At 65.7% G+C, this 25,802-nt stretch carries 25 protein-coding genes; 20 read left to right on the top strand and 5 right to left on the bottom strand.

Going from position 1 to position 25,802, the window contains the following annotated elements:
* Positions 1-112: 112 nt before the first annotated feature.
* The 6 genes from mmoY to ribB all read left to right on the top strand — a co-directional run bounded on the left by mmoY (position 113) and on the right by ribB (position 5,083).
* A complete protein-coding gene (gene mmoY, locus EDE12_RS06525) occupies positions 113-1,300 on the top strand; it encodes an aromatic/alkene monooxygenase hydroxylase subunit beta (protein ID WP_024878824.1) in 1,188 nt (395 codons plus the stop codon).
* Positions 1,301-1,313: 13 nt separating this feature from the next.
* Positions 1,314-1,730 carry a methane monooxygenase regulator MmoB gene (gene mmoB / locus EDE12_RS06520; RefSeq protein WP_024878823.1) on the top strand — a complete coding sequence of 139 codons (417 nt, stop codon included), beginning with the start codon at positions 1,314-1,316 and terminating at the stop codon, positions 1,728-1,730.
* A 25-nt stretch (positions 1,731-1,755) separates the two neighbouring features.
* Positions 1,756-2,265: an aromatic/alkene monooxygenase hydroxylase subunit gamma gene (gene mmoZ, locus EDE12_RS06515; protein WP_024878822.1), complete on the top strand. Its 510-nt coding sequence runs from the start codon at positions 1,756-1,758 to the stop codon at positions 2,263-2,265.
* 79 nt (positions 2,266-2,344) lie between these two features.
* The gene (mmoD, locus tag EDE12_RS06510; RefSeq protein ID WP_024878821.1) at positions 2,345-2,680 is read left to right on the top strand and encodes a soluble methane monooxygenase-binding protein MmoD; all 336 of its coding nucleotides are present in this window, start codon (positions 2,345-2,347) and stop codon (positions 2,678-2,680) included.
* Between the two features lie 16 nt (positions 2,681-2,696).
* Positions 2,697-3,728, top strand: coding sequence for an aromatic/alkene monooxygenase hydroxylase FAD-binding subunit MmoC (gene mmoC, locus EDE12_RS06505; RefSeq protein WP_026597832.1), 1,032 nt, complete (start codon positions 2,697-2,699; stop codon positions 3,726-3,728).
* A 275-nt stretch (positions 3,729-4,003) separates the two neighbouring features.
* Complete coding sequence (ribB, locus tag EDE12_RS06500) at positions 4,004-5,083, top strand: 3,4-dihydroxy-2-butanone-4-phosphate synthase (protein WP_024878819.1); 1,080 nt, start codon at positions 4,004-4,006, stop codon at positions 5,081-5,083.
* A 47-nt stretch (positions 5,084-5,130) separates the two neighbouring features.
* On the opposite strand, the gene EDE12_RS06495 is transcribed toward ribB, so the two are convergent.
* The gene (locus tag EDE12_RS06495) at positions 5,131-5,745 is read right to left on the bottom strand and encodes a L,D-transpeptidase (protein ID WP_024878818.1); all 615 of its coding nucleotides are present in this window, start codon (positions 5,743-5,745) and stop codon (positions 5,131-5,133) included.
* 241 nt (positions 5,746-5,986) lie between these two features.
* On the opposite strand from EDE12_RS06495, the gene EDE12_RS06490 reads away from it, so the two are divergent.
* Positions 5,987-6,919, top strand: a complete 933-nt coding sequence (locus EDE12_RS06490; protein ID WP_024878817.1) for a histone deacetylase family protein — start codon at positions 5,987-5,989, stop codon at positions 6,917-6,919.
* 64 nt (positions 6,920-6,983) lie between these two features.
* Here EDE12_RS06490 and ykgO read toward each other — a convergent pair whose 3' ends face one another.
* Positions 6,984-7,109 carry a type B 50S ribosomal protein L36 gene (gene ykgO, locus EDE12_RS06485; RefSeq protein ID WP_024878816.1) on the bottom strand — a complete coding sequence of 42 codons (126 nt, stop codon included), beginning with the start codon at positions 7,107-7,109 and terminating at the stop codon, positions 6,984-6,986.
* Positions 7,110-7,311: 202 nt separating this feature from the next.
* Between ykgO and EDE12_RS06480 the strand changes: the two genes are divergently transcribed.
* Both EDE12_RS06480 and EDE12_RS22080 read left to right on the top strand, forming a co-directional pair.
* On the top strand, positions 7,312-9,495 hold the full coding sequence (locus tag EDE12_RS06480) for a TonB-dependent receptor (RefSeq protein ID WP_026597831.1): 2,184 nt from the start codon (positions 7,312-7,314) through the stop codon (positions 9,493-9,495).
* Between the two features lie 192 nt (positions 9,496-9,687).
* A complete protein-coding gene (locus tag EDE12_RS22080; protein ID WP_198029862.1) occupies positions 9,688-10,056 on the top strand; it encodes a hypothetical protein in 369 nt (122 codons plus the stop codon).
* Between the two features lie 3 nt (positions 10,057-10,059).
* Here the strand turns inward: EDE12_RS22080 and EDE12_RS06475 are convergent, their stop codons facing one another.
* Entirely contained in the window at positions 10,060-11,505 is a 1,446-nt protein-coding gene (locus EDE12_RS06475; RefSeq protein ID WP_026597829.1) for a polysaccharide biosynthesis C-terminal domain-containing protein, read from the bottom strand.
* Between the two features lie 270 nt (positions 11,506-11,775).
* Here EDE12_RS06475 and EDE12_RS06470 point away from each other — a divergent pair, with 270 nt between their 5' ends.
* The 4 genes from EDE12_RS06470 to EDE12_RS06455 all read left to right on the top strand — a co-directional run bounded on the left by EDE12_RS06470 (position 11,776) and on the right by EDE12_RS06455 (position 16,847).
* On the top strand, positions 11,776-13,575 hold the full coding sequence (locus tag EDE12_RS06470) for a hypothetical protein (protein WP_026597828.1): 1,800 nt from the start codon (positions 11,776-11,778) through the stop codon (positions 13,573-13,575).
* Complete coding sequence (locus EDE12_RS06465; RefSeq protein ID WP_051592341.1) at positions 13,572-14,540, top strand: glycosyltransferase family 2 protein; 969 nt, start codon at positions 13,572-13,574, stop codon at positions 14,538-14,540. Before EDE12_RS06470 ends, EDE12_RS06465 begins: the two co-directional genes overlap by 4 nt.
* The gene (locus tag EDE12_RS06460) at positions 14,537-15,826 is read left to right on the top strand and encodes an O-antigen ligase (RefSeq protein WP_026597826.1); all 1,290 of its coding nucleotides are present in this window, start codon (positions 14,537-14,539) and stop codon (positions 15,824-15,826) included. Before EDE12_RS06465 ends, EDE12_RS06460 begins: the two co-directional genes overlap by 4 nt.
* 94 nt (positions 15,827-15,920) lie before the next feature.
* Positions 15,921-16,847 carry a DUF6492 family protein gene (locus EDE12_RS06455; RefSeq protein ID WP_024878810.1) on the top strand — a complete coding sequence of 309 codons (927 nt, stop codon included), beginning with the start codon at positions 15,921-15,923 and terminating at the stop codon, positions 16,845-16,847.
* Between the two features lie 78 nt (positions 16,848-16,925).
* Here the strand turns inward: EDE12_RS06455 and EDE12_RS06450 are convergent, their stop codons facing one another.
* Positions 16,926-18,188 carry an MFS transporter gene (locus EDE12_RS06450; RefSeq protein ID WP_084768403.1) on the bottom strand — a complete coding sequence of 421 codons (1,263 nt, stop codon included), beginning with the start codon at positions 18,186-18,188 and terminating at the stop codon, positions 16,926-16,928.
* 119 nt (positions 18,189-18,307) lie between these two features.
* Entirely contained in the window at positions 18,308-19,684 is a 1,377-nt protein-coding gene (locus tag EDE12_RS06445) for a glycosyltransferase family 1 protein (protein WP_051592339.1), read from the bottom strand.
* A 255-nt stretch (positions 19,685-19,939) separates the two neighbouring features.
* Between EDE12_RS06445 and EDE12_RS06440 the strand changes: the two genes are divergently transcribed.
* The 7 genes from EDE12_RS06440 (at position 19,940) to EDE12_RS06410 (ending at position 25,799) form a co-directional block, all read left to right on the top strand.
* Positions 19,940-20,683, top strand: a complete 744-nt coding sequence (locus tag EDE12_RS06440; protein ID WP_051465375.1) for a response regulator — start codon at positions 19,940-19,942, stop codon at positions 20,681-20,683.
* The gene (locus EDE12_RS06435; RefSeq protein WP_026597825.1) at positions 20,680-22,158 is read left to right on the top strand and encodes a HAMP domain-containing sensor histidine kinase; all 1,479 of its coding nucleotides are present in this window, start codon (positions 20,680-20,682) and stop codon (positions 22,156-22,158) included. The genes EDE12_RS06440 and EDE12_RS06435 overlap by 4 nt, the downstream gene beginning before the upstream one ends.
* A 141-nt stretch (positions 22,159-22,299) precedes the next feature.
* On the top strand, positions 22,300-22,665 hold the full coding sequence (locus EDE12_RS06430; protein ID WP_036290201.1) for a cytochrome c: 366 nt from the start codon (positions 22,300-22,302) through the stop codon (positions 22,663-22,665).
* 60 nt (positions 22,666-22,725) lie between these two features.
* Positions 22,726-22,920: a hypothetical protein gene (locus tag EDE12_RS06425; protein WP_024878803.1), complete on the top strand. Its 195-nt coding sequence runs from the start codon at positions 22,726-22,728 to the stop codon at positions 22,918-22,920.
* A gap of 86 nt (positions 22,921-23,006) precedes the next feature.
* Positions 23,007-23,639, top strand: a complete 633-nt coding sequence (queE, locus tag EDE12_RS06420; RefSeq protein ID WP_024878802.1) for a 7-carboxy-7-deazaguanine synthase — start codon at positions 23,007-23,009, stop codon at positions 23,637-23,639.
* Positions 23,636-24,013 (top strand): 6-carboxytetrahydropterin synthase, encoded by a 378-nt coding sequence (locus EDE12_RS06415; protein WP_024878801.1) that lies wholly within the window; start codon positions 23,636-23,638, stop codon positions 24,011-24,013. The genes queE and EDE12_RS06415 overlap by 4 nt, the downstream gene beginning before the upstream one ends.
* 529 nt (positions 24,014-24,542) lie before the next feature.
* Positions 24,543-25,799, top strand: a complete 1,257-nt coding sequence (locus EDE12_RS06410; RefSeq protein WP_026597824.1) for an Hsp70 family protein — start codon at positions 24,543-24,545, stop codon at positions 25,797-25,799.
* Positions 25,800-25,802 lie beyond the last annotated feature (3 nt).

Genomic DNA, 25,802 nt, shown 5'->3' with positions numbered 1-25,802 from the left:
GAATTGTAACGGGCTCCCGGCGCGCTTCGCGCGCGCCGGGTCCTCGGCGGGCGACGTGCGTCCGTCGACAAGCACGAACCACGAAAAATCCCTTAGGTGGAGGACGTCTGAAATGTCACAGCCTCAGAGCTCTCAGGTTACGAAGCGAGGTCTCACCGACCCGGAACGCGCCGCGATCATCGCCGCCGCGATTCCGGATCACGCGCTCGACACGCAGCGCAAATATCACTACTTCATCCAGCCGCGCTGGAAGCGCCTGTCGGAATATGAGCAGCTGTCCTGCTATGCGCAGCCCAATCCTGACTGGATCGCCGGCGGCCTCGATTGGGGCGATTGGACTCAGAAGTTCCACGGCGGCCGTCCGTCCTGGGGCAATGAGAGCACCGAGCTGCGCACGACCGACTGGTATCGCCATCGCGATCCGGCCCGTCGCTGGCACGCTCCTTATGTGAAGGACAAGTCGGAAGAGGCGCGCTACACGCAGCGCTTCCTGGCGGCTTATTCTTCCGAGGGCTCGATCCGCACCGTCGACGCTTATTGGCGCGATGAGATCCTCAACAAATATTACGGCGCGCTGCTCTACAACGAATATGGCCTGTTCAACGCCCATTCGTCGGTCGGCCGCGACTCGCTCTCGGACACGATCCGCCAGTCGGCCATCTTCGCGGCTCTCGACAAGGTGGACAATGCGCAGATGATCCAGATGGAGCGTCTGTTCATCGCCAAGCTCGTGCCCGGCTTCGACGCTTCGACGGACGTGCCGAAGAAGATCTGGACCACCGATCCGATCTACGCCGGCGCGCGCGGCGCGGTGGAAGAGATCTGGCAGGGCATTCAGGATTGGAACGAGATCCTCTGGGCGGGTCACGCCGTCTATGACGCGACCTTCGGCCAGTTCGCCCGTCGCGAGTTCTTCCAGCGACTGGCGACGGTCTATGGCGACACGCTGACGCCCTTCTTCACGGCGCAGTCGCAGACCTATTTCCAGATCACGCGCGGAGCGATCGAAGATCTCTTCGTCTACAGCCTGGCGAATGATCCGGAGTTCGGCGCGCATAACCGCACCTTCCTCAACGCCTGGACCGAGCATTATCTCGCGCGTTCCGTCACGGCGCTGAAGGATTTCGTCGGCATCTACGCCAAGGTCGAGAAGGTCGCGGGCGCGACGGATCGCGCGGGCGTCTCGGAAGCGCTGCAGCGCGTCTTCGGCGATTGGAAGGTCGATTACGCCGACAAGATCGGCTTCAAGATCGACGTGGACCAGAAGGTCGACGCCGTTCTCGCCGGCTACAAGAACTAAAGGAAACGCACCTATGTCCAGCGCACATAACAATTACAACGCCGGCATCATGCAGAAGTCCGGCAAGGCCTTCGCGGACGAGTTCTTCGCCGAGGAGAATCAGGTCGTCCACGAGTCCAACGCCGTGGTTCTGGTGCTGATGAAGAGCGACGAGATCGACGCCATCATCGAGGATATCATCCTCAAAGGCGGCAAGGCGAAGAATCCGTCGATCGTCGTCGAGGACAAGGCGGGCTTCTGGTGGATCAAGGCCGATGGCGCGATCGAGATCGACGCCGCCGAAGCCGCCGATCTGCTCGGCAAGCCATTCTCGGTCTACGACCTTCTCATCAATGTGTCGTCGACCGTCGGCCGCGCCTACACGCTCGGCACGAAATTCACCATCACCTCGGAGCTCATGGGCCTCGATCGCGCCCTGACCGATATTTGATCGGCTGACGATAAGGATTGCCACAATGGCGAAGAGAGAACCGATCCACGAGAACTCCACTCGCACCGAGTGGGAAGGAAAGATCGCCAAGCTGAACAGTGTGGACCAGGCGACGAAGTTCATTCAGGACTTCCGCGTCGCCAATTCCTCGCCGTTCCGCAAGAGCTACGATCTCGACGTCGATTATCAATATATCGAGCGCAAGATCGAGGAGCGTCTCTCGGTGCTCAAGACCGAGAAGCTCTCCGTCGCGGATCTCGTCACCAAGGCGACGACCGGCGAGGACGCCGCTGCGGTGGAAGCGACCTGGATCGCCAAGATGAAGGCCGCCGAGAGCAAATATGCGGCGGAGCGCATTCATGTCGAGTTCCGCCAGCTCTACAAGCCGCCGGTTCTGCCGGTGAATGTGTTCCTGCGCACCGATGCGGCGCTCGGCACCATTCTCATGGAGCTGCGCAACACCGACTATTACGCGACTCCTCTCGAGGGTCTGCGCAAGGAGCGCGGCGTCAAGGTCCTGCATCTGCAGGCCTGACGGCTTCCTTCACAAAGCAGAGATCGAACGTTCGGGCGGCCCTCCGCCCGAACGCCTTCGCGACAATGGAGAGAAGGCCATGGCGCAGTGCGCGGAACAAGCGGCGGAAGAGCAGCGGATTCTGATTCACGCAGATTCACGCTACGCCGCCTATACGATGGACCTCGATTACATGTGGCGCTGGGAGATTTTGCGCGACGGCGAGTTCGTCCAGGAAGGCTGCTCGCTGTCGTTGGATTCGGCGCGTGAGGCGGTCTCCCATGTGCTCCGCTTCTTCCAGCGGCAGGACGAGGCGGCGGCGCGGCCCGGCGACAATAGCGCGGAGATCAAGCGTCTGCTGCAGTCGCTCGGCACGCCGATCCCGATCGATGATCGCAACGAGACAACGAAAAACGAGCTGGCGCAGCCAGAGTAGCAAGGGCGGAAGACGTATGTATCAGATCGTCATCGAGACAGAGGACGGAGAAACCTGCTCCTTCGAATGCGGACCGAGCGAGGACGTCATTTCGGCAGGGCTTCGTCAAAGCGTGATTCTTCTTTCTTCCTGCCGCGCCGGCGGCTGCGCGACCTGTAAGGCCGATTGCACGGATGGCGATTACGAGCTCATCGACGTCAAGGTGCAGGCGCTGCCGCCGGACGAGGAGGAGGACGGCAAGGTTCTTTTGTGCCGCACCTTCCCGCGCAGCGATCTGCATCTGATCGTGCCTTACACCTATGATCGCATCTCCTTCGAGGCGATCCAGACCAATTGGCTGGCCGAGATCGTCGAATGCGATCGCGTGTCGTCAAATGTCGTGCGGCTCGTGCTGCAGCCTTTGACCGCCGATGGCGCGGCGCCGATCGCGCTGAACTTTGCGCCCGGGCAATTCGTCGACATAGAAATTCCGGGCACGCACACGCGCCGCTCCTATTCCATGGCTTCGGTCGCGGAAGATGGTCGGCTCGAATTCTTCATTCGCCTGCTGCCGGACGGCGCCTTCTCGAAATTCCTGCAGACGCAGGCCAAGGTCGGCCTGCGCGTCGCGCTGCGCGGACCGGCGGGCTCCTTCATGCTGCACAAGAGCGAGCGGCCGCGCTTCTTCGTCGCCGGCGGCACGGGACTGTCGCCGGTGCTGTCGATGATCCGGCAGCTGAAGAAGGAGAGCGACCAGCAACCGGCGACCTTGTTCTTCGGCGTCACCAATTATGAGGAGCTCTTCTATGTCGAGGAGCTGAAGGCGCTGCAGAACGCCATGCCCAGCCTCGATGTGCAGGTCGCGGTCGTCAATGCGAGCGAGGCGAATGGCGTCGCCAAGGGAACGGTCATCGATCTCATGCGCGCCGAGCTCGAGAAGCTGCGCGGCAAGCCGGACATTTATCTGTGCGGCCCGCCCGGCATGATCGAGGCGGCCTTCGACGCCGCGGCGACGGCGGGCGTGCCCAAGGAGCAGGTCTACCTCGAGAAATTCCTGGCGAGCGGCTGAGCCGCCGCCGAACGATCTTCGCTCGGCCGCGCTCGCCGGGCGGGGCTCCCGACTTTTCTGCCCGGGGCGACTCGGGCAGTTTTTTGTTCGCGCTCGCCAGAGCGCTATCCGATCCAATTGGATCGGATAGCGCTCTGGCTTCTCTCGTTGGGCGCGAATTCTGATCGATCGAACGATTCCGTTCGATCGGAAAGCGCGCTAAAGTTTGAATCCGCTGGGGCGCGGGAGTAGAACAGCCGCGCCGGCCCAATGCGCCGGGAACAGCGGAGCCCGTCTTGTCCCATTCCGTCACCGAGGCCATAGAGGCGATCGGGCGCGGCGAGATCGTCGTCGTAACCGATGACGACGACCGCGAGAACGAGGGCGACCTCATCATCGCCGCCTCGCTCTGCACGCCTGAAAAAATGGCCTTCATCATCCGCCATTGCTGCGGCATCGTCTGCGCGCCGCTGACGCTGGAGGAGGCGCGGCGGCTGCATCTCGCGCCCATGGTCGCCGCCAATGACGCGCCGCTCGGCACCGCCTTCACCGTCAGCGTGGACGCGCGCGAGGGGCTCACCACCGGCATTTCCGCCGAGCAGCGCTGCAATACGGTGCGCGCGCTCGCCAATGGCAATCGCGGCCCGCATGATTTCGTGCGGCCCGGCCATGTCTTCCCGCTCATCGCCAAGGACGGCGGCGTGCTGATGCGCTCCGGCCATACGGAGGCGGCCGTCGATCTCTGCCGTCTCGCCGGCCTGCCGCCGGTGGGCGTCATTTGCGAGCTCGCCAATGACGACGGCACGGTGATGGCCGGCAAGCAGATCGTCGATTTCGCCGCGGCCCATGGGCTGAAGATGATCTCCACCGCCGATCTCATCGCCCATCGCCAGGCGCGCGAGAAGCTGGTGGAGCGCGTCGCCAGCTTTCCGGTCAAAACCTTCGCCGGCGAGGCCACCTGCTACGCCTATGTCAGCGCCTTCGATCCGGTGCAGCATTTCGCCTTCGTCGTCGGGCAGATCGGCGACGGCAAAGGCGTGCCGGCGCGGCTGCATCGCGCCGATATCATCGCCGACGTGTTCGGCGGCGCGGATGCGATCCGCCGCACCATGGAGCGTTTCGCGGCGGAAGGACGCGGCGTGCTGGTCTATCTGCGCGACGGCGCCGCCGGCGTTCCGGTCAATCCGGTCGTCTCGGACAGCAGCTCGGAGGAGGCGCGCACGGCGCAATGGCTGGACGTCGGCCTCGGCGCGCAGATTTTGAAGGATCTGGGCGTCACCTCGATCCGCTTGCGCACCTCTAAGCCCAAGCCGCGCACCTATGTGGGCCTCTCGGGCTTCGGCATAGAGATCGTGGCGGTGGAGCCGCTGGACTGACGGAAAAACCCCTCTCCCCACTCGCGGGGAGAGGGAGAAGAAAGCCCTCAGATCACCACGACATTCGCGCCGACCTTGACGCGGCTGTAGAGGTCGATCGCGTCTATGTCGCGCATGCGGATGCAGCCGGAGGAGACGCTCTGGCCGATCTTCTCCGGCTCATTGGTGCCGTGAATGCGGTAGAGCGTGTCCTTGCCATTCTCGAAGAGATAGAGAGCGCGGGCGCCGAGCGGATTGTCCGGGCCGCCGGGCAGGCCGCCGGCGTCCGCCGTCGGCTGCAGATGCGGCCAACGCTCCAGCATGTCCTTGGGCGGAATCCAGCGCGGCCATTCCTGCATGCCGCCGATCACAGCGCGGCCGGTCCAGCCATAGGCTTCCTGCCCGGTGGCGACGCCATAGCGGATCGCCTTGCCGTTCGCCTCCACGAGATAGAGGAATTTATTCTTCGTATCGACGACGATGGACCCCGGCGCCTCGCTCGTCTTGAAGTCCACGAGATATCGCTCATAGGCCGCGCCGACATCCGCCGTGGGCACCAGAGCCATGAATTGTGCGTCGCGTCCGCTGAGCTGCGGATCTGGCAAGCGCGGCCCGAACGCGGCGTTACAGCCAGCGAGCGAGACAGCGAGAACGACCGCGACGAAACCCTGCCTCGAATCCATGAACGCGCCCTTTCTCAACGCCCGAAGCATCTATTTAGGAATTTGCTTACCATAAACTTACTGAACGGAAACATCGGTTCGCAATAATTCCCGACCTGTTGCCGCAACGCAACGGCGGCGGACGGTCCGATGCGCTTTTTTGAGAATTTTTCCGGCGCCCTCCCGGCGCGGCGGCGTGCTACAAGGGCGCCGACTTCTTTGGCAAGGCGACTTCTTTAGCGAGAGTCGAGAGCGGCTGGCCATGACGAGGACCCTGTTCTTCACACATGAGAGCGGCCTCGCGCATAATATGGGCGCGGGCCATCCCGAGCAGCCCGAGCGGCTGCGCGCCATAGAGCGCGAGCTCGAGGCCGAGCGGTTCCAGCATCTCATCCGCGTCTCGGCGCCCGCCGCCCAGCGCGCGGCCCTGCTGCGCGTCCATCCCGAGAGCCATTTGCGCGCGATCGAGAAAGCCGCGCCGCGCGAGGGGCTCGTCGCGCTCGATCCCGACACGCTGATGTGTCCCGATTCGCTCGAGGCGGCGTTTCATGCGGCCGGCGGCGCGACTGCGGCCGTGGACGAAGTGATGAAAGGGGCGGCGGACAGCGCCTTCGTCTGCGTGCGCCCGCCCGGCCATCACGCCGGGCCGACCACGCCCATGGGCTTCTGCATTTTCAACAATGTCGCCATCGCCGCGCGCCATGCGATCGCCGCCCATGCCGCGGAGCGCGTCGCCATCGTCGATTTCGACGTTCATCACGGCAATGGGACGCAGGAAGTGTTCTGGGCGGATCGGCAGGTTCTGTTCTGCTCCACCCATCAGGCGCCTTATTATCCCGGCACGGGGGCGACGAGCGAGACCGGCGAGTTCGACCAGATCGTCAACGCCCCGCTCTTCGCGGGGGCGACGGGCGATGATTTCGTCGAGGCGCTGACGACGCGCATCCTGCCGCGGCTCAAAGATTTCGCGCCCGATCTGGTGCTGATCTCGGCCGGCTTCGACGGCCACAGGGACGATCCGCTCGGCGGCCTGCGCTTTACCGAGCGCGACTATAGCGAGGCGACCAAGCGCATCATCGACGCCTCGCTACGTAGCGCCGATGGGCGCGTCGTCTCTCTGCTCGAGGGCGGCTACGACCTCACGGCGCTCGGCCGCTCGGCGGCGGCGCATATTCTGGCGCTGATGGGCGCCTGAGAAACGAAAAACGCGCCGCTCGAGGGCGACGCGTCGGTAAATTCAGGGCGAAGCGGGCGGTTCGTCAGCCCTGGCGGGCCTTGAAGCGCTTCTGCACCTTATTGATGACATAGACGCGGCCTTTGCGGCGCACGAGCTGGTTGTCGCGGTGACGCGCACGTAGAGACTTCAGCGAATTGCGGACTTTCATCGGTCGATCCCCGGGCAAAATTACATGTAGCCGGGATCACCGCCCAGCGCCTCGTGGGCGCAGCCTATGCCCGATTTCGGCTCCGCGATCAAGCCCTCCGCGCCTATTCGTCGCGCGCCGCAGCGCAGCAGATTGACAATGGCCGAGCTCCCGGCGCATTATCGACGTTATGTTATAACATATGCTCTCGGGGACGAGATACATGGAAAACTCTTCTATCCGCCTCACTCTATCGGGCGGAATTCTCTTGGCGGCGCTCGGCTCCGGCCCGGCGGGCGCGCAGGAGACGCTTCCCGAGATCGACATCGCCGCGCCGAGCCCGATTCGGCGCGCGCCGACGACGGCGCAGCCCGCCGCGCCAGAGACGCGAGGCGTTCTCCCCATAGTCGCGGATCAATTCGCCACTGTGACGGTCGTCGATTCGGACGAGATTCGCCGCTCCGGCGGCGCGACGCTCGGCGATCTCCTCTTCGACAAGCCGGGCATCACCGGCTCCAGCTTCGCGCCCGGCGCCGCCAGCCGGCCGATCGTGCGCGGCCTCGACGCGCATCGCGTCCGCATTCAAGAGAACGGCCTCGGCTCCAGCGGCGTCTCCGAGCTCGGCGAGGATCATGGCGTGCCGCTCGATCCGCTCGGCGCCGATCGCGTCGAGGTGGTGCGCGGCCCGGCCACATTACGCTGGGGCTCGCAGGCGATCGGCGGCGTCGTCAACGCCACCAACAACCGCATTCCCGAGGCCCTGCCCTGCCGCGGCGACGAGACTCTCCCCGGCCCCTGCACGCGGCTGGAGACGCGCAGCGCGGTCTCGACGGTCGACGCCGGGCTGGAACAGGCGGCGCTGGTCGACGTCGGCCAGGGCAATTTTGCTCTGCACGCCGACGCCCACGGCCGCCGCACGAGCAATTACGCAATTCCCTCCTACCCTTATCTCGCGCCGACCGATCCGGCGCCGCTGGTCTTCGGACGCCAGCCCAATTCCTTCATGCGCTCCGGCGGCTGGTCGGCCGGCGGCTCCTACATCTTCGATCGCGGCTTTTTCGGCGCCTCGGTCACGCAATTCGAGAGCGTCTATCGCATCCCCGGCATGGATTCGACGGAGAGCCGCACGCGCATCCAGCTGCGGCAGACGAAAGTGGCGGTGAAAGGCGAATATCGGCCGCCCGCCTCCTTCATCGAGGCCATTCGCCTCTGGGCCGGCGCGAGCGATTACAATCATCACGAAATCGGTCTCGAGGGCGGCGCCGAGGGCATACAGCAGACCTTCACCAATCAGGAGCAGGAGGCGCGGATCGAGGCGCAGCTCGCGCCCTTCGATCTGCGCTTCGCCAAGCTCACCACCGCATTCGGCGTGCAGGGCGCGCATCAGCGGCTCACCGCGCCCGGCGCCGGCGGCAATCTGTTCGATCCCACCGACTCGCACAGCATCGCCTTCTATCTGTTCAACGAATTCCAGCTCACCCAAGCGCTGCGCCTGCAGGTCGCCGGCCGCATCGAGAGCGTCGAGACCACGGGCCAGACGCCCGATCTCTTCCTCGATCCGACGACCTCCTTCCAATATGATCGGCATTTCACGCCCAAGAGCATCGCCGTCGGCCTGCTGCACGATCTGCCTTTCGACACAGTCGGGAGCGTGACGGCGCAGCATGTCGAGCGCGCGCCGCGGGGGCCGGAATTGTTCTCGCACGGCGTCCATGACGCGACGGGAACTTTCGACATCGGCAATCCGCTGCTCGGAATAGAAGCGGCGAACACGGTGGAGGTCGGCCTGCGCCGCGCCAAAGGGCCTTTCCGCTTCGAGGCAACGTTTTTCTACACGCATTTCGACGGCTTCATCTATCGCCGCCTCTCCGGCGAGACTTGCGCGGATGATTTCGACAGCTGCTCGCCGGCCGGCGCCGGCGGCCCTCTCAATCAGGCGCTCTATTCGCAGCGCGACGCCAATTTCCGCGGCGGCGAATTCCAGAGCCAATGGGACGCGCTGCAGATCGCCGGCGGAATCCTCGGCGTCGAAAATAAATTCGATGTGGTGCGCGCGACATTCTCGGATGGGACGAATGTGCCGCGCATTCCGCCCGTGCGCGCGGGCGGCGGCGTTTTCTGGCGCGACTCCAATTGGCTGGCGCGCGTCAGCTATCTGCACGCTTTCGCGCAAAACAACGTAGCGACGATCGCCGAGACGCCGACCAAGGGCTATAATCTGCTGAAAGCCGAGATCAGCTATAGGGTCACGCTGCCCAAGGGCGAGTTCCCCGCGCGCGAGATGAGCGTCGGAATCGTCGGCGACAATCTTCTGAACGCCGACATACGCAACAGCGTCTCCTATAAGAAGGACGAGGTTCCGATGCCCGGCGCCAATGTGCGGCTGTTCGCGAATTTCGTGTTCTAGCCGGCGCTCTCTCGAGCTCTGCTCGCGAGGTCTCGGCGCGGAGGCGAGAGCTGCGCGACCTCGCGGACAAATTTTTCGCTTTCCTTCTTCCCAGCCGATACGGCCTTCCTACTGTAAGCCGTCTCTTCACTCTTGCGCTCGCTCGGACCTCGGCGTCGACGAAAGCGAATGCCCGAGCGAAAGGAGACAGCCATGAACAAGCGGAACATTCTCGCTCTGGCGACGACGATGGCGCTCGCGGCGAGCCCGGCTCTTCTCTTTTCAGACGCCGCGCATGGCTTCAACGGACACGGCGGAGGCGGAGGAGGACATGGCGGCGGCGGCTTTGGACATGGCGGAGGAGGGGGCGGACACGGTGGAGGCGGCTTTGGACACGGCGGCGGTGGCTGGGGCCACGGCGGCGGGGGCCATGGCGGAGGAGGCTGGGCTCATGGCGGCGGGGGCGGCTGGGGACAACCGCACTACTACAGCGGCCGCAGCAGCTATAGCCGTTGCTATCGATGGTCGCCGCGCCGTGGCGGCTGGGTGAATGTCTGCGCCCGCCCCTATTATAATTGGTGAGGGCTAAGCGGCTTCGCTTCGACAGGCGCGCGCGCCGAGGCGCCGCGCCACGCCGCCGATGAGCGCGCGCGCTTCCGCGAGATCGAAGGCGAGAGCGATCGGCGCATAGGCGGCGACGCCAGCGCCCACCAATAGGATGAGCGCGAGCGCCGGCGGCAGCGCCGAGACCTTCGCCGAAAGCATGTGGACTGTGGCCGCCATCACCGCCGTCGCAGCGCCGACGAGCGCGAGCCGGCCGAACGGCAGCGGCATGGCGAAAGCGGCGCGGCTCAGCGCATAGGCTTGCGCGCAGCCGAAGATTTCGGCTGCGAGCCGCCCCCACACCGCGCCGGCGAGGCCGAAGCGATAGATCAGCAGCGCCGAGACGATGAGATTGAAGGCGAGGATCGAGCCCGTATTGATCAGATAGAAGCTGTTGCGGTTGGAGAGCAGAAAGCTCGTATGCAGATATTGCTGCGTCAGAATCTGGAACACCACCGCCATCGCCAGAATGGGCATGGCCCAGCTCCCGGTCTCGCGAAACTCTGGCCCGAGCACGAGATCGGCGATCTGCGGCGAGACGAGCGCGAAGCCGACGCAGGCCGGCAGCGCCACGGCGAGCAGCAGCTCCATTGATTTCTCGAGATGGCGACGCGCCTCCGCCTCGCCACGCTCGGCCAGCAGCCGCACGGCCATGGGGACGAAGGCGGTAGAAACGCTGATCGCCGGAATGATGAGCGCCTGCCGCACGAGATCGACGCTGGCGCCGTACCGGCCGGCGTCGGCAATGCCGGAAAGCTCGGCGAGCAGAAAGCGATCGGCGACGCTCGCCAGCGCCATCAGCGACATGGAGAAGGTGAAAGGCAGGCCGGCCTTGGCCATCTCGACGAGGCGCGCGCGATCGAGCTTCGGCCGGGCGTCGCCCCAGGAAGCGCGCCAGAACAGCGCCGTCGCCGCGACCAGCGCAATGGAAGATGAGACCAGCAGCGCCGCTCCGCTGGCGCTCGCGAAAGCGACAGCGACGCCGAGCGCTGAGACCAGCAGCGCGCGATAGACCGTGCCGCGCAGATAATCGACCGCCTTCTGCGCCGCGCGCAGCGATTCCTGGCTCGTCTCATAGAGAGTGACGGCGAAGGCCAGCATAACGGCGGCCGCCGAGACCGGCGCGGCGAGGCCCGTCATCCGCGCCACGAAAAAGAACAAGGGAGCGGCCGGCGCGAGCAACGCCATTGCGGCGAGGATCGCGCCGCGAATATCGGCGCCGTCGCCCTTCGCCTGCTCGCGCAATATGGCGAGCTTCAACGCGCTCGAGAGCAGAGTGGCGAGAAGCGTGGCGAAGGCGAAGCCCAGCAGATAATCGCCATAGGCCGCGACGGCGAAGACGCGCGTGAACACGATCGTGTTGAGCAGGCCGAAGATTGCGGAGAACACATTGGCCGCGAAATAGACGACGGTCTGCCTGGCGAGCATGGGCGCTGCTGTCCTTGTCCTTTAGCGGGGAGCCGCTGCGCCATTCTGGGACGCACATTCGGCCGGCGTGCAAAAATCTCGAAGATTCATGCCAGCGGGCGGCGGGATGCGCGCTGGCATGGTTTCTTCTTCTTTACGGCGGGCTGGCGTTTTTTGCGCCGATTTGAAACCGAGTCGAAAGCCTGAGCTCGAGAAGAGATCGCGGCCCCCGGAACAAAGCCTTAAACTGAGCGTGGTGTGATTATGCGTGAGCGTGAGCGAGTCGAGGATATGAATTCCACTCCGGTGACGATCGGCGAGAGCTTCGGCTGGCTGCATCACGCGGACGGCGACCGCGGCGTCGTCATGTGCGCCTCCATCGGCTATGAAGGTCTCTGCGCGCATCAGTCCTGGCGTGTGCTCGCCGATCGTCTGGCGGCGGCGGGCCTCCCCACTCTGCGCTTCGATTATCCGGGCGAGGGCGATTCCCTCGGCGATCCTGCCGATCCGGCGATCGTCGACGCCTGGCGCGAGCAGATTCGCTTAGCTGTGCGCTGGATGCGCGAGGTGATCGGCGTGCGCGAGGTGGCGCTGGTCGGCCTGCGTCTCGGCGCGACGCTCGCGGCCGAGGTCGGCGGCGTCGAGCGCCTGGCGCAGATCGCGCCCGTGGTGAAGGGCTCCTCCTATCTGCGCGAGCTCAAGATGATGGCGCGCGTTCTGGCGGCGAGCGGCGCGACGCCGGAGGCGAGCATCGCCGCGGCGACGAGCGGCGACGATATTCATCTCGAAGGATTCACAATCAACCAGCCCATGGCGGCGGCGGTGAAGCGCATCGATCTGACGCGGCTCGAGGCAGCGCCGGCCCAGCGCGTGCTGGTGCTGCACGATCCGGCGACGAAGCCGGCGCCGGACTATCTGCAGCGGCTCCAATCGCTCGGCGCCGCTGTCGAGACGCGCGCGCTGCTCGACTATCGCGCGCTGACGCCGGCGCCCATGCCGGCGCCGCCGCCGCTCGAGGATCTCGACGCCGTCGTCGCCTTCGCCAGCGAGGGCGCTGGCGCGGCGCTGACCGCTCGGCCGCCGCAAGGCGCGCTCGCCACAGAGCATTTCATCGAGCGGGGCGTCGTGTTCGGCGAGCATCGACAGCTCGCCGGCGTGCTGTGCCTGCCGCGCGGCAAGCCCAAGATGACCGTGCTGATGCTCGACACCGGCGCCAATCACCATATCGGCTGCGGCCGCTCCACTGTCGATTTCGCCCGCGCTCTGACGCGTCTCGGCTTCGCCTCGCTGCGCATGGACACGCTCGGCATAGGCGATTCCGCCGTCGTCGAAAACGGGCCGCGCGCCGCTCTCTATGACGCGGCGCGCGCGGAGGATGTCTCGGCCGCGCTGGACTTTCTCGAAATGCGCGGGCTCGAGAATGTGACGCTCTATGGCGTGTGCAGCGGCGCGGCGCTCGCGCTCTACGCCGCCCTCGCCGATGCGCGCGTGAAGACCCTCGCGCTCGCCAATCTCCAGGTCTTCGGCAAGGTCGAGGACGAAGAGCGCGAGAAGCTGCTCGAGATGGGCTTTGCGGCGACACACACATACGTCAGCAAGGCGATGAGCGCCCGCGCTTGGGCGCGCGTCGCCAATGGCGAGGTGTCGCTCGGCAAGCTCGTCGATATCGCTTCCGCTCTGCTCCGCCGCAAGGCTTCGGCCCTGGCTGGAGCGCTCGCGCAACGCCTCGGCCTCGCGCATGGCAAGGCGCGCGAGGCGCGAGCCAATTTCTCGAAGCTGGCGGCGCGCGGCGTTCGCATCCTCATGCTGCATGGCGACCATGACGTCGGCAGAGAGGTGATGGACGTCTGCTTCGGGCCGGACGCGCGTTTCCTGAGACATCTCCCCAATGTCGAGATCGACGTCATCGACGGCGCCGATCACGCGCTCTCTTCCGCGCTCTCGCGAGAGGCGCTGCTGGAGAAGATGAGTTTTTTTCTCCAGGCGGCCGCCCGCGACGCGGATCCCGGCCGCGACAATCACAGAGCGATGGCGAGCGCTCTGACCATGGCGACGCTCGGCGCCTTCACCCTGATGACGAATCTGGAATGACACAAATTTCTCGACCTCTCCTCGAATCAATCGGCGACGCCTCTCACGTCGAGGCAGTCGTCTGCATTCCGACCTTCCGCCGTCCCGAAATGCTTCGGACGACGCTGGAGTCGATCGAAGCGCAGACGACGCAAGTCGCCTTCGCCGTCGTCGTCGTGGACAATGACGCGGCCGCGCCAGTCGGCCTCGATGTGGCGCAATCCTTCTTTCGCGACGGCCGCCTCTCCGGTCTCGCCGCGGTGGAGCCGCGCCAAGGCAATGTCCATGCGATCAACGCGGCCTTTCGCCTCGCGCGGGAGCGCTATCCCGCGGCCAAATATTTCTTGATGATCGACGATGACGAGCGCGCCGAGCCGCAATGGCTGGAGGAGATGGTCGCCAGCGCGCGCCAGGGCGCCGATATCGTCGGCGGCCCGGTGACGCCCATCTTCCCGGAGGAGGCGAAGCCCGCCTACCGCGATCATCCGGTGTTCTGGCCCGCCTTCGGCGAGACCGGCCCGGTGCCGATCATCTATGGCACCGGCAATTGCCTGCTGCGGCGCGAGGTATTCGACGGGCTCGCCGAGCCAACGCTCGATACGAGATTCAATTTTCTCGGCGGCGGCGACACGGAATTCTTCACGCGCTGCCGCCGCGCCGGCTTCACCTTCTTCTGGCGCCAGGAGGCGCAGATCTATGAGCAGGTGACGCCGGGCCGGCTCGCGCTCGGCTGGGTGCTGCGCCGTAGCCTCGCCACGGGCGCGATCAATTACAGCATCGATCGGCTCGCGGCGCACAGCCTGCGTCAGCGCCTGCTGCTCATCGCCAAGAATTTCGCGCTCGGCCCGGTCTCGCTGCAACGCGCGCTGCGCATGCTGCGAGACTCCAAGCATCCGCTCGCCGCCACGCATCCGATCGGCATTGCCGTCGGCCGGCTGCTGGCCTCGGTCGGCGCGATGCCGCAGCCCTATCGCTATTCCTCATGACGGATATGAGCGCCTCCTCGGCCGGGGGGCTGGATGAGATCGACGGCCGCGGAATCCTGTTCTGCGCCATTCTGCTCGTCGGCTGGATCACCTTCTCGCCTTTCGCCGATCTCGCTTCGCCCGAGACGCTGGAGCTGGCGGAAGGCCGCGACTTTCAGCTCTACGCCGCCTTCGGCCTGATGGCGGCGGCGTCCTTCTTCTATATTTGGCGGACCGATCGGCCGGCGCTCGCCGCGCTCGCCACGCCCACCAATATCGCGCTGGCCGGCTGGATCGGCGTGACGCTCGTCACCTCACACGAGATATCCAACTCGCTGAAGCGCGTGGTGATGTTCGGCTGCGTCGGGACCTGCTGCCTCTCGCTCTTCCTATTGCCGCGCGGCCGCGACGATCTCGCCAAGCTATTGAGCATCGTCGCGCTCATCATCGTCGGCCTCTCCTATTTCGGCCTCGTCTTCCTGCCGCATTACACGATCCATCAGGCGACCGACATCGGCGAGCCGCAGCTCGCCGGCGATTGGCGCGGCGTGTTCGGCCATAAGAATGTCGCCAGCGCCGTTTTCTCCATGCTGACCTTCATCGGCATTTTCGTGCTGCGCGCCGGCCGCACGGCCGAGGGCTGGGCGATCTTCGTCCTCTCGCTCGTCTTCGTGCTCTGCTCGGGCGGCAAGAGCTCGACCGCGATCTGCATCACGACGATCTTGCTCTCGCTGCTCGCCGAGCGCACGCGCAATGTGGTCCTGTGGTCGATCATCGTCTTCTCGCCGCTGGCGCTGCTGAATTTCTTCGGCATAGGCTCCATTCTCTTCCCGCAGCTCGGCGCGATCGCCGCGGCGCTGCCGCTCGACGCCTCCTTCACCGGCCGCACCGATATTTGGACCTTCGCCATTCCCAAGGCCGGCGAGACGCCGATCTTCGGACATGGGCTCGGCGGATTCTGGGCCACTGCGGCGCTGCGCTTCGGCGGCGAGGACACGACGATCTGGGCCGGCAACGCGGCCCATGCCCATAATGGCTATCTCGACACAGTGCTGGCCATGGGCCTGCCGGGACTGGCCTTCGCCTTCGCGGCGCTGATCGTGCAGCCGGCGCGCGACGTTCGTCGCGTCTGCGCGCGCGGCGACGAGCCGGCGGTGTCATTGCTTTTCCTGCAGATTTGGATGTTCAGCCTCTATCTCAACTCGCTCGAGAGCTTTCTGTTCGATCGCGCCAATCCTGGCTGGATCGGCATGCTCTTCGCCCTCTTCGGCATTCGCTTTCTCGCCGAATTCAAGATTCGCGGCTGACCGGCCCGGGCTTTGCGTCCTCATGCGAGAAACCGGACGACTGTCCCAATTTGGCACGGCGGTGGCCTGCTCCAATGTCATCGGGGGAATGCCTATGGAACGACCGATCGCGCTCATCACGCCCACCCATCGCGCCGACCGCGAGCGCTTCGCTCTGCTCTGCGAGAGCATCGACCGCCGCCTCACCGGCTATGAGCGGCACTATGTCATCGTCAATGACGACGATATGGAGCTGTTCGCGGAATTCGCCGGCCCGCGCCGCGTTATCCTGCCCTGCTCGCGCTTTCTGCCGCGCTGGCTGCGGCTGGTGCCGCCCTTTCTGATGCGCAACGGGCGACGCGTGTGGTGGTCCTTCCGCTCGCGGCCTGTGCATGGCTGGCACATTCAGCAGATGCTGAAGATCGCCGCCGTGCTGCAATTGCCGGAACAGCGCTTCTGCATCGTCGATTCCGACAATGTGATCATCCGCCGTTTCGATATCGGCGCCTATGCCGGCGGCGCCCGCTCGCCGCTCTATATCGCGCGCGGGGCGATCTCCGCCGATGCGCCGCTGCACGCCAAATGGATCGCCAATGGCGACCGGCTTCTGGGCCTGCCGCCGAGCAGCTTTCCGGCCGACGATCACATCGGCAATCTCATCGTCTGGGACAAGGACGCCGTGCGCGCGATGACGCGCGCGATCGAGGACGCCACCGGCGTCGATTGGTTCTTGGCGCTGTGCCGCACGCGCGCCTTCTCCGAATATCTGCTCTATGGGCAGTTCGTGCGCCATTCGCCGCGGCTGATGGCGGCGCATGAGATCGTGCCGCAGAGCCTCGCCGTCGCCTATTGGGACGAGGAGCCGCTCGATCGCGCCGGCCTCGCCACACTGCTCGACGGCGCCTCGACATCGAAGATCGCGCTCTGCGTCGAATCCTTCTCGCGCACGCCTGTGCAGGCCATTCGAGAGGCGGCCGGCCTCGCCCTTCCCGCGGCCGCTTCGCCCTTCGCGCCGCGACTCGCCGGCGGCGCCGCCGCCTGATAGGCGATCGGTCGGATTATCGCTTCGCGCAGCCTCCGCCGCCTTCCTTCTCCCCGCAAGGCGGGGAGAAGGAGATTGTCAGCGGGCGCGCTCCGCGTCGATACGCGAGGCGGAGCGCGTCTCCGGCATCAGCGCATAGACGATCAGCGAGCAGAAGATCGCCGCGCTGATATAATAATAAAACCAGCTCTCGCGCCCCTCGCTCTTGAACCAGAGCGCGACATATTCGGCCGTGCCGCCGAACAGCGAGACCGCGATCGCATAAGGCACGGCGACGCCCGTCACCCGCACCGAGGCCGGAAACAGCTCCGCCTTCACCAGCGCATTGATCGACGTATAGGCGCCGACGATGAGCCAACCCGCCAGCACCAGCGCGAAGGCCGTCCATGGATTGCGCGCGGTCTGGATCGCCGTCATCAGCGGCACAGTGAAGAGCGTCCCCAGCATGCCGAAGGCGATGAGCAGCGGACGCCGTCCCACGCGATCGGACAAAGCGCCATAGGCCGGCTGCAGCGCCATGGCGAAGACGAGCGAGCCGGCGCTGATCCACGTCGTCTGCGCATCGCTCAAACCTGCAGAAAGCTTCAGGAATTTCTGAATGTAGGTGGTGTAGACATAGAAGGCGAGCGTGCCGCCCATGGTCAGCCCGACCACGGTCGCCGCCTCGCGCGGATAAGAGGCGAGCGCGCGCAAGGAACTGCGGCGCCGCGGCGACGCCTCGGAAGTGAACGCCTGCGTCTCCTCGAGATCGCGCCGCATGAGCAGCGCGAACAGCGCCAGCCCTGCGCCGATCGCGAAAGGAATGCGCCAGCCATAGGCGCGCAATTCCTCCGGCGTGAAGACGAGATTTTGCAGGACGAGCAGCACCAGCAGCGCCGTCAGCTGCCCGCCGATGAGCGTGACATATTGAAAGCTCGAATAGAATCCGCGATGGCGCGAGGCGGCCATCTCGCAGAGATAAGTGGCCGACGACCCATATTCACCGCCGAGGCTGAGGCCTTGCAGCAGCCGCGCGAAGAGGAGCAGCGCCGGCGCCGCCGCGCCTATGGTCGCATAGCCGGGCGTGGCGGCGACGATGAGCGAGCCGAGGCACATCAAGAGAACGGATAGCGTCAGCGCGCGCCGGCGCCCGAAACGATCGCCGATCTCGCCGAACAATGCGCCGCCGATCGGCCGCATGAAGAAGCCGAGGGCGAAGACGCCGGCGCTCGACAGCATTTGCGCGACCGGATCGTCGCCCGGAAAGAAGGAATTGGCGAAATAGAGCGAGAAAGCGGAATAGACGTAGAAATCATACCATTCGACGAGATTGCCGAGCGAGCCGATGATGATCGCCTTCAGTCGGCGCGCGGCCCCGGCGAGGCTCTCGTCTTCGCCCCCCGTCGGCCCCTCGCTCGTCTCCGGCAAAACCGCCCTCGCCTCTCACGACACGTCGCGAGAGACTATGGGCCGGCGCCGGCTCAGACGCAAATCCGCGCATCGGCGCGGAAGCCGCCGCGCTCGAAGCGCCATTGAAAGGCGTCGGCGCGGATCATGCCCAACAGCTCCTGCGTCGACTCGCGCCAGGTGACGATCCGCGCCTCGTGGTTCTGCGTCGACCAGTTCCGCATCAGCGCCTCGCGAAGCCGCATGGAGAGCGCAGCCGCGTCGAGCGGCGGGAAGAAGGTCGCGCCTTGGTCGGCGATCTCGCGATGCGCGGGAATGTCGCTGGCGATGACCGGGAGCCCGTGAAAGGCCGCCTCCGCCAGCGGCAGTCCGAAGCCTTCCGCGATCGAGGCCGAGACCAGCCCATGCGCCTGCGCGTAGAGATGACGCAGAGAGGCGTCGTCGGCGTCATCGAGCCAGAAGAGCCGCCGGCCATATTCCTCATGGTCGCGAATGCGGCGCGCGAGCATCCGCCCCTGCCAGCCGACGCGGCCGACGATGACATAGCGCGCATCGACTCCAGAGCGCCACAGCCGCTCGAAGGCTTCGAGCGCGATTGGATAGGCTTTGCGCGGCTCCAGCGTGCCGACGCTCAGAAAGAGCGGCGCACGGGTCGCCGCAATGGACGCCGCCTTGCGGCCGGGCGCGGCCTCCGTCGCGGCGAAATCCGCGCCGAGCCGCCACCAGCCGACGCGCCGCAGCGCATCCGCGGGATAGGAATGGGCGCGCAAATAGCCGACGAGCGATTGCGCCGTGCTCTGCGAGATGCAGACGATCGCGTCGCAGCTCGGAACCATCGTGTCGAACCAGCGCCGAAAATCGAGATAGAGTCCCGGGCTGATCGCGCCCGGATAAAGCAGCGGAATGAGATCATAGAGGCCGAGCACGTTCTGCCCGCCCTCGGCCGAGACGCGGCGCATGATCGGCGCATATTCGTCGACGTCGTGAAAGCTCGCGTCGAGCATCAGAAGCTTGTCACCCGGCGCGATCTCCACCTGCGGCGGCAGAGCGGCATGGCTGTAATAGGAGACGAGCCGTCCCTCCTCTATGACGACGGGAAGGCCGGCGCCGCTGGCGACCGCCCAGCGCGCGATCTCCCGCACCACGCGCTGTATGCCCGTCTCGAGCCCGTAGCGGTGCGTCGCCGTCATATCGACGAGCACGCGCGGCCGTTTCATCGGCGCGGCGAAATCCGTGAGAGGGGCTCTCGGCTCCGCTCTCCGCGCAGGGCGCCGATACGCGCCGTCATGCAGATGCGCGAGGCCTGCGAGCCGCGTGAGCGTCCAATAGAACTCCTTGGCTCTGACATAGAGAAAGCGGCTCACCGGATCGAGCTCATAGGTCGTGCGGTCTCGAAAATCCTCGAGAGCTTCCCTCGCCAGATAAGCGGCGATGCGAGACGCCTGATCCATTCGACCCTCCTCGACTCCACGCTCGCCGGCGCCCCGCATGGAAGACGCAGCAGGGGCGCGGCGCGATCCACACTGTCGCGCGCCGGCTTTTCCGCAGTTTTTCCGGTTTTTCGCGGCGGGTGTCCGAACGGAGGCGCGCGGCGTCTCGAAAAGGGCGAAAAAACGCCTTGCTCGCGTCCGCAATCTCGTCGACCTGGAAACGATCGAGACACATTGACGGGATAGGTCTCGACTCCGCGACGGAAACGCCGCCGCATGATTCCCGCTGGTGCGCTCGACGTGACGAAGACAGACGCGATCCTCCTTGTCGAGGACGACGCCGAAATCGGCGAATTGATCTCTCGCTATCTGCAGACCCATCAGATCGACGTCGCCGTCGTCGCCGATGGCGCGACGATGGACACGGCGCTCGCCAAGCGCGAGTTCGATCTCGTGATCCTCGATCTCAATCTGCCGGGCGAGAACGGCCTCTCCATCTGCCGCCGGCTGCGCGCCGACCGCAATCTGCCGATCGTCATCGTCACCGCGCAGGGCGAGGATGTCGACCGCATTCTCGGGCTCGAGATGGGCGCCGACGATTATCTGGTGAAGCCCTTCAACCCGCGGGAGTTGCTCGCGCGCATCCGCTCCGTGCTGCGCCGCGCGCGCGCCGCCTTCGCCAGCCGCGACGAGACGAGCTCGCGCTATTATCTCTTCGAGGGTTGGCGCGTCGACATAATGGCGCATCAGGTGACGACGCCCGCGGGCACCAAGGTGGCGCTCACCAGCGCCGAATTCGATCTGCTCTATGCGCTGTGCGAGCGGCCCAATCGCGTGCTGACGCGCGACCAGCTCATCGATCTGACGCATGGTCCGACCGCCGGTCCCTTCCAGCGCAGCATAGACGTGCTCATCAGCCGGCTGCGGCAGAAGATGGAGAGCGACCCGAAGAACCCGCGCTATATTCAGACCATCCGCTCGGAAGGCTATTTGTTCACGCCGCAGGTGGTGCGCGCGTGAGACGATTTTGGCGCGCGCTGCGGCCCGATCATCTCGCCGGGCAGATCGCCATTCTGGTGCTCGCCTCCATCGTGCTGTTTCACGCCTGCGTGACGATCGCGGTGCATTTCTTCCACGATGAGCGCGGCGGCGCTCGCGAGGAACGGGCGCCGCCGCGATCGCATGTCGCTTCCGTAGAGACGGCCGCCGCGCTCGCCTGGGCCTTCGATCTCGCGACCGTCGCCGACCGCGAGCGGCTCCTCGCCGTTTTCGACGATTTCTCCCACGGAATGCGACCGAGCCTCACGGCCGAGCGTCCGCCCGCGGCGCAGGCCGCCCGCAGCGATCCGTCGCCGATTTCGCTGCGCGGGCGGCTGTGGCCCGACGCGGAGATCTTCGGGATCGCGCCCGACGGCCGTCGCCTCGCCATAGCGCTACGCAAGGGCGGCTATCTGACGCTCACCCCGATTTCGCGCGAATCGCGACGGGAGAATTTCGGCGACGGCGGCCCGCGCGGACCGCCGCCGGGCGATTTTTCACGCGCGCAGCCGGGAGGCCCGCCGCCTCCGCAGCCGCAGGGCGGTCCGACGTCCACGCCCGATCTGCCGCCCCCCATGGGCATATGGCTGGGCTCGGCGTTCTTCTTCCTCATCTGCGCCGCCATATTGACGCTTTGGACGTCGAGCGCCGTCGTCGCGCCGCTCGTCGAGCTCGCCCGCCGGGCCGAGAAATTCCCGAGCGAGTCGGGCGAGAGCGAGCTGCTGGTGGAAAAAGGCCCGCAGGAGGTGCGCGACCTCACGCGCTCGCTCAACCGCATGCAGGCGCGCATCTATTCGATGATCGCGGCGCGCTCGCGCGTTTTGGCGGCGATCAGCCATGATCTGCGCACCATCATCACCCGCATGCGGCTGCGCGCCGAATTCATCGACGACGAGACCTTGCGCGCCAAAATGCTGCATGACGTCGATCTCATGGATTCGATGCTCTACAAAAACCTCCTCTTCCTGCGCGAGGAGCGCTATCGCCATACGCAGGAGATCGTCGATCTCGACAGCGTTCTGCAAACGGTGGCCGATCAATTCGCCGATCTCGGCCATGAGGTCGCCTATGAGGGCGACGGGCGGCGCATGGTGATCGGCTCGCTCGTCGATCTGCAACGCGTCTTCGCCAATCTCGTCGAGAACGCCGTCACCCATGGACGGCGCGTCGTGATCGCCGTCGCGCGCGCCGCCGATGACGGCGTCCAGATCGACGTCTCCGACGATGGTCCGGGCATTCCCGACGCGGAAAAGGCCGAGGTCGTCGAGCCCTTCGTGCGCGGCCGGCCAGGGCGCAATCTCAACGAGCACGCCGGCTTCGGCCTCGGTCTCTCCATCGTGCGCGCCCTGGTCGAGGAGGCCGGCGGCTCCCTGCGGCTGCTCGATCGCGAGCCGCATGGCCTCGTCGCCAGGGTGACGCTGCGGCCGGCCGAGAAAGCCGAGGCCGGGGCGGCCTGATCGGCGCCTGCGCCTGCGCTGTCTGGTCGCGGCCCCTCGGCGCGACCCGCGATTCTCGGCGGCGCGGATTCGTGGTCTCATGGTTCTTCTGCGAGTCGGGCGACGCGCCCGCTCTCGCGACGAGCCGAGGAGGAGCCCCGCATGAAACTCTCGCGCCACCTCTTTCCGTCGCTGGCCCTGCTCGCGGTTTTTTGCGCGCCGGCCGACGCCGCCGACGCCGCCCATGGCAAGCGCATCGCCGAGCGCTGGTGCTCCGCCTGCCATGTGGTGACCAGCGCCCAAAAGACCGCCAACGCCGACGCGCCCTCGTTCGCCGACGTCGCCCAGCGCCGGACAGACGCAAAGGCTCTGGCCAATTTCCTCGTCGATCCGCATCCCAAAATGCCGGACATGCATCTGTCGCGGCGGGAGATCGACGATATCGTCTCCTATATCCGCAGCCTCGACCCACGCCCGCGCGCGCCCGAGCCGGGCATAGACCGCTATGAGCGGCCGAAGAACGGGTGAAGCGACAGAGCGCGCCTTCCATGATAGGCTCTGCGCCATGATCCTCGGCCGGAGCCGCTCATGAAGGTCGAATTGACTCCCGACGCCGCCCAGGTGGAAGCCGCGCTGGCGGCCGGCCGCTTCGCGAGCGCGGAAGAGGCGATCCGTTACGCCGTCGATCGCATCAAGCTATCCGAGCTGCGCGCCGAACTGGCCGCGGCCGAGGCGGAAGGCGGAGCCATCGACGCCGACGAGGTGAAGCGCTTCGCCCTCTGATCCCGACGCTTGAAAAATTTCGCCCCGCTGGACCCCCGCCGCGCGAGGCCCTAATCAGTCCCGATCGCTCCACGGGACCCGAAACCATGGCCTATGCGGTCAAGGAAGCCTTCAAGACGCTGCAGGGGGAGGGCCGCCATTCCGGGCGGGCCGCCGTCTTCTGCCGTTTTGCCGGCTGCAACCTCTGGAGCGGCCGCGAGGCCGACCGGAACGCCGCCGACTGCCGCTTCTGCGACACGGATTTCGTCGGCGTCGATGGCGAGAATGGCGGCAAATTCGTAGATGCCGAGGCTCTCGCCGCCCATTTGGCGAGTCTCTGGGGCGAAAACCGCGAGCGGCGTTTCGTCGTCTTGACCGGCGGCGAGCCGATGTTGCAAATCGACCCCGCGCTGCTCGATGCGCTCCACGCCGAGGGTTTCGAGATCGCGATCGAGACCAATGGGACGATTCCCGTCCCGCCAGCGGTCGACTGGATCTGCGTCAGCCCCAAGGCGGGCGCGCCGCTGGTCCAGACCAGGGGCGACGAGCTCAAGCTCGTCTATCCGCAAAAAGGCGCCGAGCCGGAGCTGTTCGAAGGGCTCGCCTTCGACCATTTCCTGCTCCAGCCCATGGACGGGCCGGAGAGTTTGCGCAATACGAAAGCGGCGATCGACTATTGCCTCGCGCATCCGCGCTGGCGGTTCTCGCATCAGACGCATAAGGCCATCGGGGTGAAATGACGGTTCTGTTCGAAGTCTATCGGGAGTTCTGCTTCGAGGCGGCGCACGCCCTCTACGATCCGGACCACCCGACCGGCGGGAAATACCGCAATCTGCACGGGCATTCCTTCCGCGTGCGGGTGACTTTGCGCGGCCCGCGCCAGGACGGCGACGAATGGGTCATGGATCTCGGCAAGCTCGGCGCGCGGCTGCAGCAGCTGCGCGAGCGTCTGGACCATTCCTTCCTCAATGAGCTGGAAGGCCTCGGCAAGCCGACGCTCGAAAATCTCTGCGTCTATATATGGAAGGACCTCGAGCCCTCGCTGCCGGCGATCCACGAGGTCGGCATTTTCCGCGACACCTGCAATGAAGGCTGCGTGCTGAAGAAGCAGTGAGGGCGCCCACCCTTCCCTTCAGGGGGAGGGTCCGATCGCGAAGCGGTCCGGGGTGGGGTGCAACGGCAAAGACTCGGGGCGTCACCCCCTCCCGAGCGCATTCGCGCGCCCCCCCTTCGAGGACTATCGGATTCATGCATCGCGAAACGGTGCAGCCGTCTTGGCCGGGCTTGTCCCGGCCATCCACGCCAAGCGGTTGACAAAGCCAAATGAAAGCGCCTGCCATCGACGGATTCGTCCCTGGCAGCTGCTTCCGCGTCACGCCGAATTTTCAAGCCGCCGCGGCGTCCTGGCGTGGGTGGCCGGGACAAGCCCGGCCAAGACGCCGGGGGATCGGATCTCGCCCCGCCCATTTGCAAATCCGCGCGAAAAATTGCAGTTTCCGCGCCAGATTTGGACGGCAGCCCTCCCCGCGGCCGCGCCTCAAAGCCGACAACCCCCATAGCTCCGTCATCCGACCGACCTTCGTCGGCGCGGCGGCGCGTTTTTCGCTCTGCGCTGGCGCGGCGACTATAAAGGAGACAATCGCGTGAGCCTCGCTTGCGGGATCGATTTTGGAACCTCCAACTCCTCCGTCGGCTATATGGCCGAGGGCGAGCCGAGGCTCGTGCCGCTCGAGGGCGACAGCGTCTCGCTGCCGAGCGCGATTTTCTACCCCGCCTATGGCGGCAAGCTCGGCTTCGGCCGCTCCGCCATCTCGCTCTATATCGACCGCGAGAACGGCCGGCTGTTTCGCGCCATCAAGAGCATTTTGGGCGGCTCGCTCATTCACGAAACCACCGCCGCCGGCGGCAAGCGCGTCGCCTTCACGGCGATATTGGGCAGCTTTCTGCGCCATTTGAAGGACAAGACCGAGCTGAACGCCGGAGCGCCGATCGAGAACGCCGTGCTCGGCCGCCCGGTCTTCTTCGTCGACGATGACGAAGCCGCCGATCGCACCGCGCAGGAGCAGCTCGCCGCGGCCGCCCGCGCGCAGGGCTTCAAGGACGTGCTCTTCCAATATGAGCCGATCGCCGCCGCGCTCGATTACGAGCGGCGCATCGAGCGGGAGGAGATCGCGCTGATCGCCGACATTGGCGGCGGCACCTCCGATTTCTCCATTGTGAAGGTCTCGCCGAAGAATCGGCGCAAGATCGACCGCAAGGACGATATTCTCGCCAATGCCGGCGTCCATGTCGGCGGCACCGATCTCGACTATCGGCTGAGCCTCAAGCAGGTCATGCCCTTGTTCGGCTATCAGACGCGGCAGAGGAAACGTCCCGAGCTCGATCTGCCCAATGGCTATTTCCACGATCTCGCGCAATGGCATCGCATCGCCTTCCTCTATAATAACAAGAGCCTCGAGGAGCTGAAGCAGTTGCGCGCCATCGCCGCCGAGCCGGAGAAGGTCGAGCGATTCATCAAGGCCATAGACGATCGCGCCGGCCATCGCGTCGCGGGCGATGTGGAGGAGGCGAAGATCATCCTCTCCGAGGCGGCGACCGCGGCGATCGACCTCGCCTATCTGGACGAGGCGCTGCTGATAGAGACGTCGCGCGCGCTGTTCGAGGAGACCATCGCCAATGAATGCCGCAAGCTCACCGATTGCGTCGCGCGCTGCCTGAAAGCGGCAGGCATAAAGGCCGCGGAAGTCGATACGGTGTTCTTCACCGGCGGCAGCACGTTCATTCCGGCGATCGAGCGCGCCTGTCTCGTGCATACGCCGCAGGCCAAGATCGTGCGCGGCGACAAATTCGCCAGCGTCGGCGTCGGGCTGACGATCGATTCGGGATTGAAATTCGGCTGAGCC

The sequence above is a fragment of the Methylosinus sp. sav-2 genome (assembly GCF_004366495.1).
GTDB lineage: Bacteria > Pseudomonadota > Alphaproteobacteria > Rhizobiales > Beijerinckiaceae > Methylosinus.
This window is presented reverse-complemented; position numbering and strand designations above follow the sequence as displayed.

Bases quoted from the DNA above. Each gene is read 5' to 3' on its own strand.
- mmoY (WP_024878824.1), top strand. From the start codon at position 113: ATGTCACAGCCTCAGAGCTCTCAGGTTACGAAGCGAGGTCTCACCGAC.
- mmoB (WP_024878823.1), top strand. From the start codon at position 1,314: ATGTCCAGCGCACATAACAATTACAACGCCGGCATCATGCAGAAGTCC.
- mmoZ (WP_024878822.1), top strand. From the start codon at position 1,756: ATGGCGAAGAGAGAACCGATCCACGAGAACTCCACTCGCACCGAGTGG.
- mmoD (WP_024878821.1), top strand. From the start codon at position 2,345: ATGGCGCAGTGCGCGGAACAAGCGGCGGAAGAGCAGCGGATTCTGATT.
- mmoC (WP_026597832.1), top strand. From the start codon at position 2,697: ATGTATCAGATCGTCATCGAGACAGAGGACGGAGAAACCTGCTCCTTC.
- EDE12_RS06495 (WP_024878818.1), bottom strand. From the start codon at position 5,745: ATGGATTCGAGGCAGGGTTTCGTCGCGGTCGTTCTCGCTGTCTCGCTC.
- EDE12_RS06490 (WP_024878817.1), top strand. From the start codon at position 5,987: ATGACGAGGACCCTGTTCTTCACACATGAGAGCGGCCTCGCGCATAAT.
- ykgO (WP_024878816.1), bottom strand. From the start codon at position 7,109: ATGAAAGTCCGCAATTCGCTGAAGTCTCTACGTGCGCGTCACCGCGAC.
- EDE12_RS06480 (WP_026597831.1), top strand. From the start codon at position 7,312: ATGGAAAACTCTTCTATCCGCCTCACTCTATCGGGCGGAATTCTCTTG.
- EDE12_RS22080 (WP_198029862.1), top strand. From the start codon at position 9,688: ATGAACAAGCGGAACATTCTCGCTCTGGCGACGACGATGGCGCTCGCG.
- EDE12_RS06475 (WP_026597829.1), bottom strand. From the start codon at position 11,505: ATGCTCGCCAGGCAGACCGTCGTCTATTTCGCGGCCAATGTGTTCTCC.
- EDE12_RS06470 (WP_026597828.1), top strand. From the start codon at position 11,776: ATGAATTCCACTCCGGTGACGATCGGCGAGAGCTTCGGCTGGCTGCAT.
- EDE12_RS06465 (WP_051592341.1), top strand. From the start codon at position 13,572: ATGACACAAATTTCTCGACCTCTCCTCGAATCAATCGGCGACGCCTCT.
- EDE12_RS06460 (WP_026597826.1), top strand. From the start codon at position 14,537: ATGACGGATATGAGCGCCTCCTCGGCCGGGGGGCTGGATGAGATCGAC.
- EDE12_RS06455 (WP_024878810.1), top strand. From the start codon at position 15,921: ATGGAACGACCGATCGCGCTCATCACGCCCACCCATCGCGCCGACCGC.
- EDE12_RS06445 (WP_051592339.1), bottom strand. From the start codon at position 19,684: ATGGATCAGGCGTCTCGCATCGCCGCTTATCTGGCGAGGGAAGCTCTC.
- EDE12_RS06440 (WP_051465375.1), top strand. From the start codon at position 19,940: ATGATTCCCGCTGGTGCGCTCGACGTGACGAAGACAGACGCGATCCTC.
- EDE12_RS06430 (WP_036290201.1), top strand. From the start codon at position 22,300: ATGAAACTCTCGCGCCACCTCTTTCCGTCGCTGGCCCTGCTCGCGGTT.
- EDE12_RS06425 (WP_024878803.1), top strand. From the start codon at position 22,726: ATGAAGGTCGAATTGACTCCCGACGCCGCCCAGGTGGAAGCCGCGCTG.
- queE (WP_024878802.1), top strand. From the start codon at position 23,007: ATGGCCTATGCGGTCAAGGAAGCCTTCAAGACGCTGCAGGGGGAGGGC.
- EDE12_RS06415 (WP_024878801.1), top strand. From the start codon at position 23,636: ATGACGGTTCTGTTCGAAGTCTATCGGGAGTTCTGCTTCGAGGCGGCG.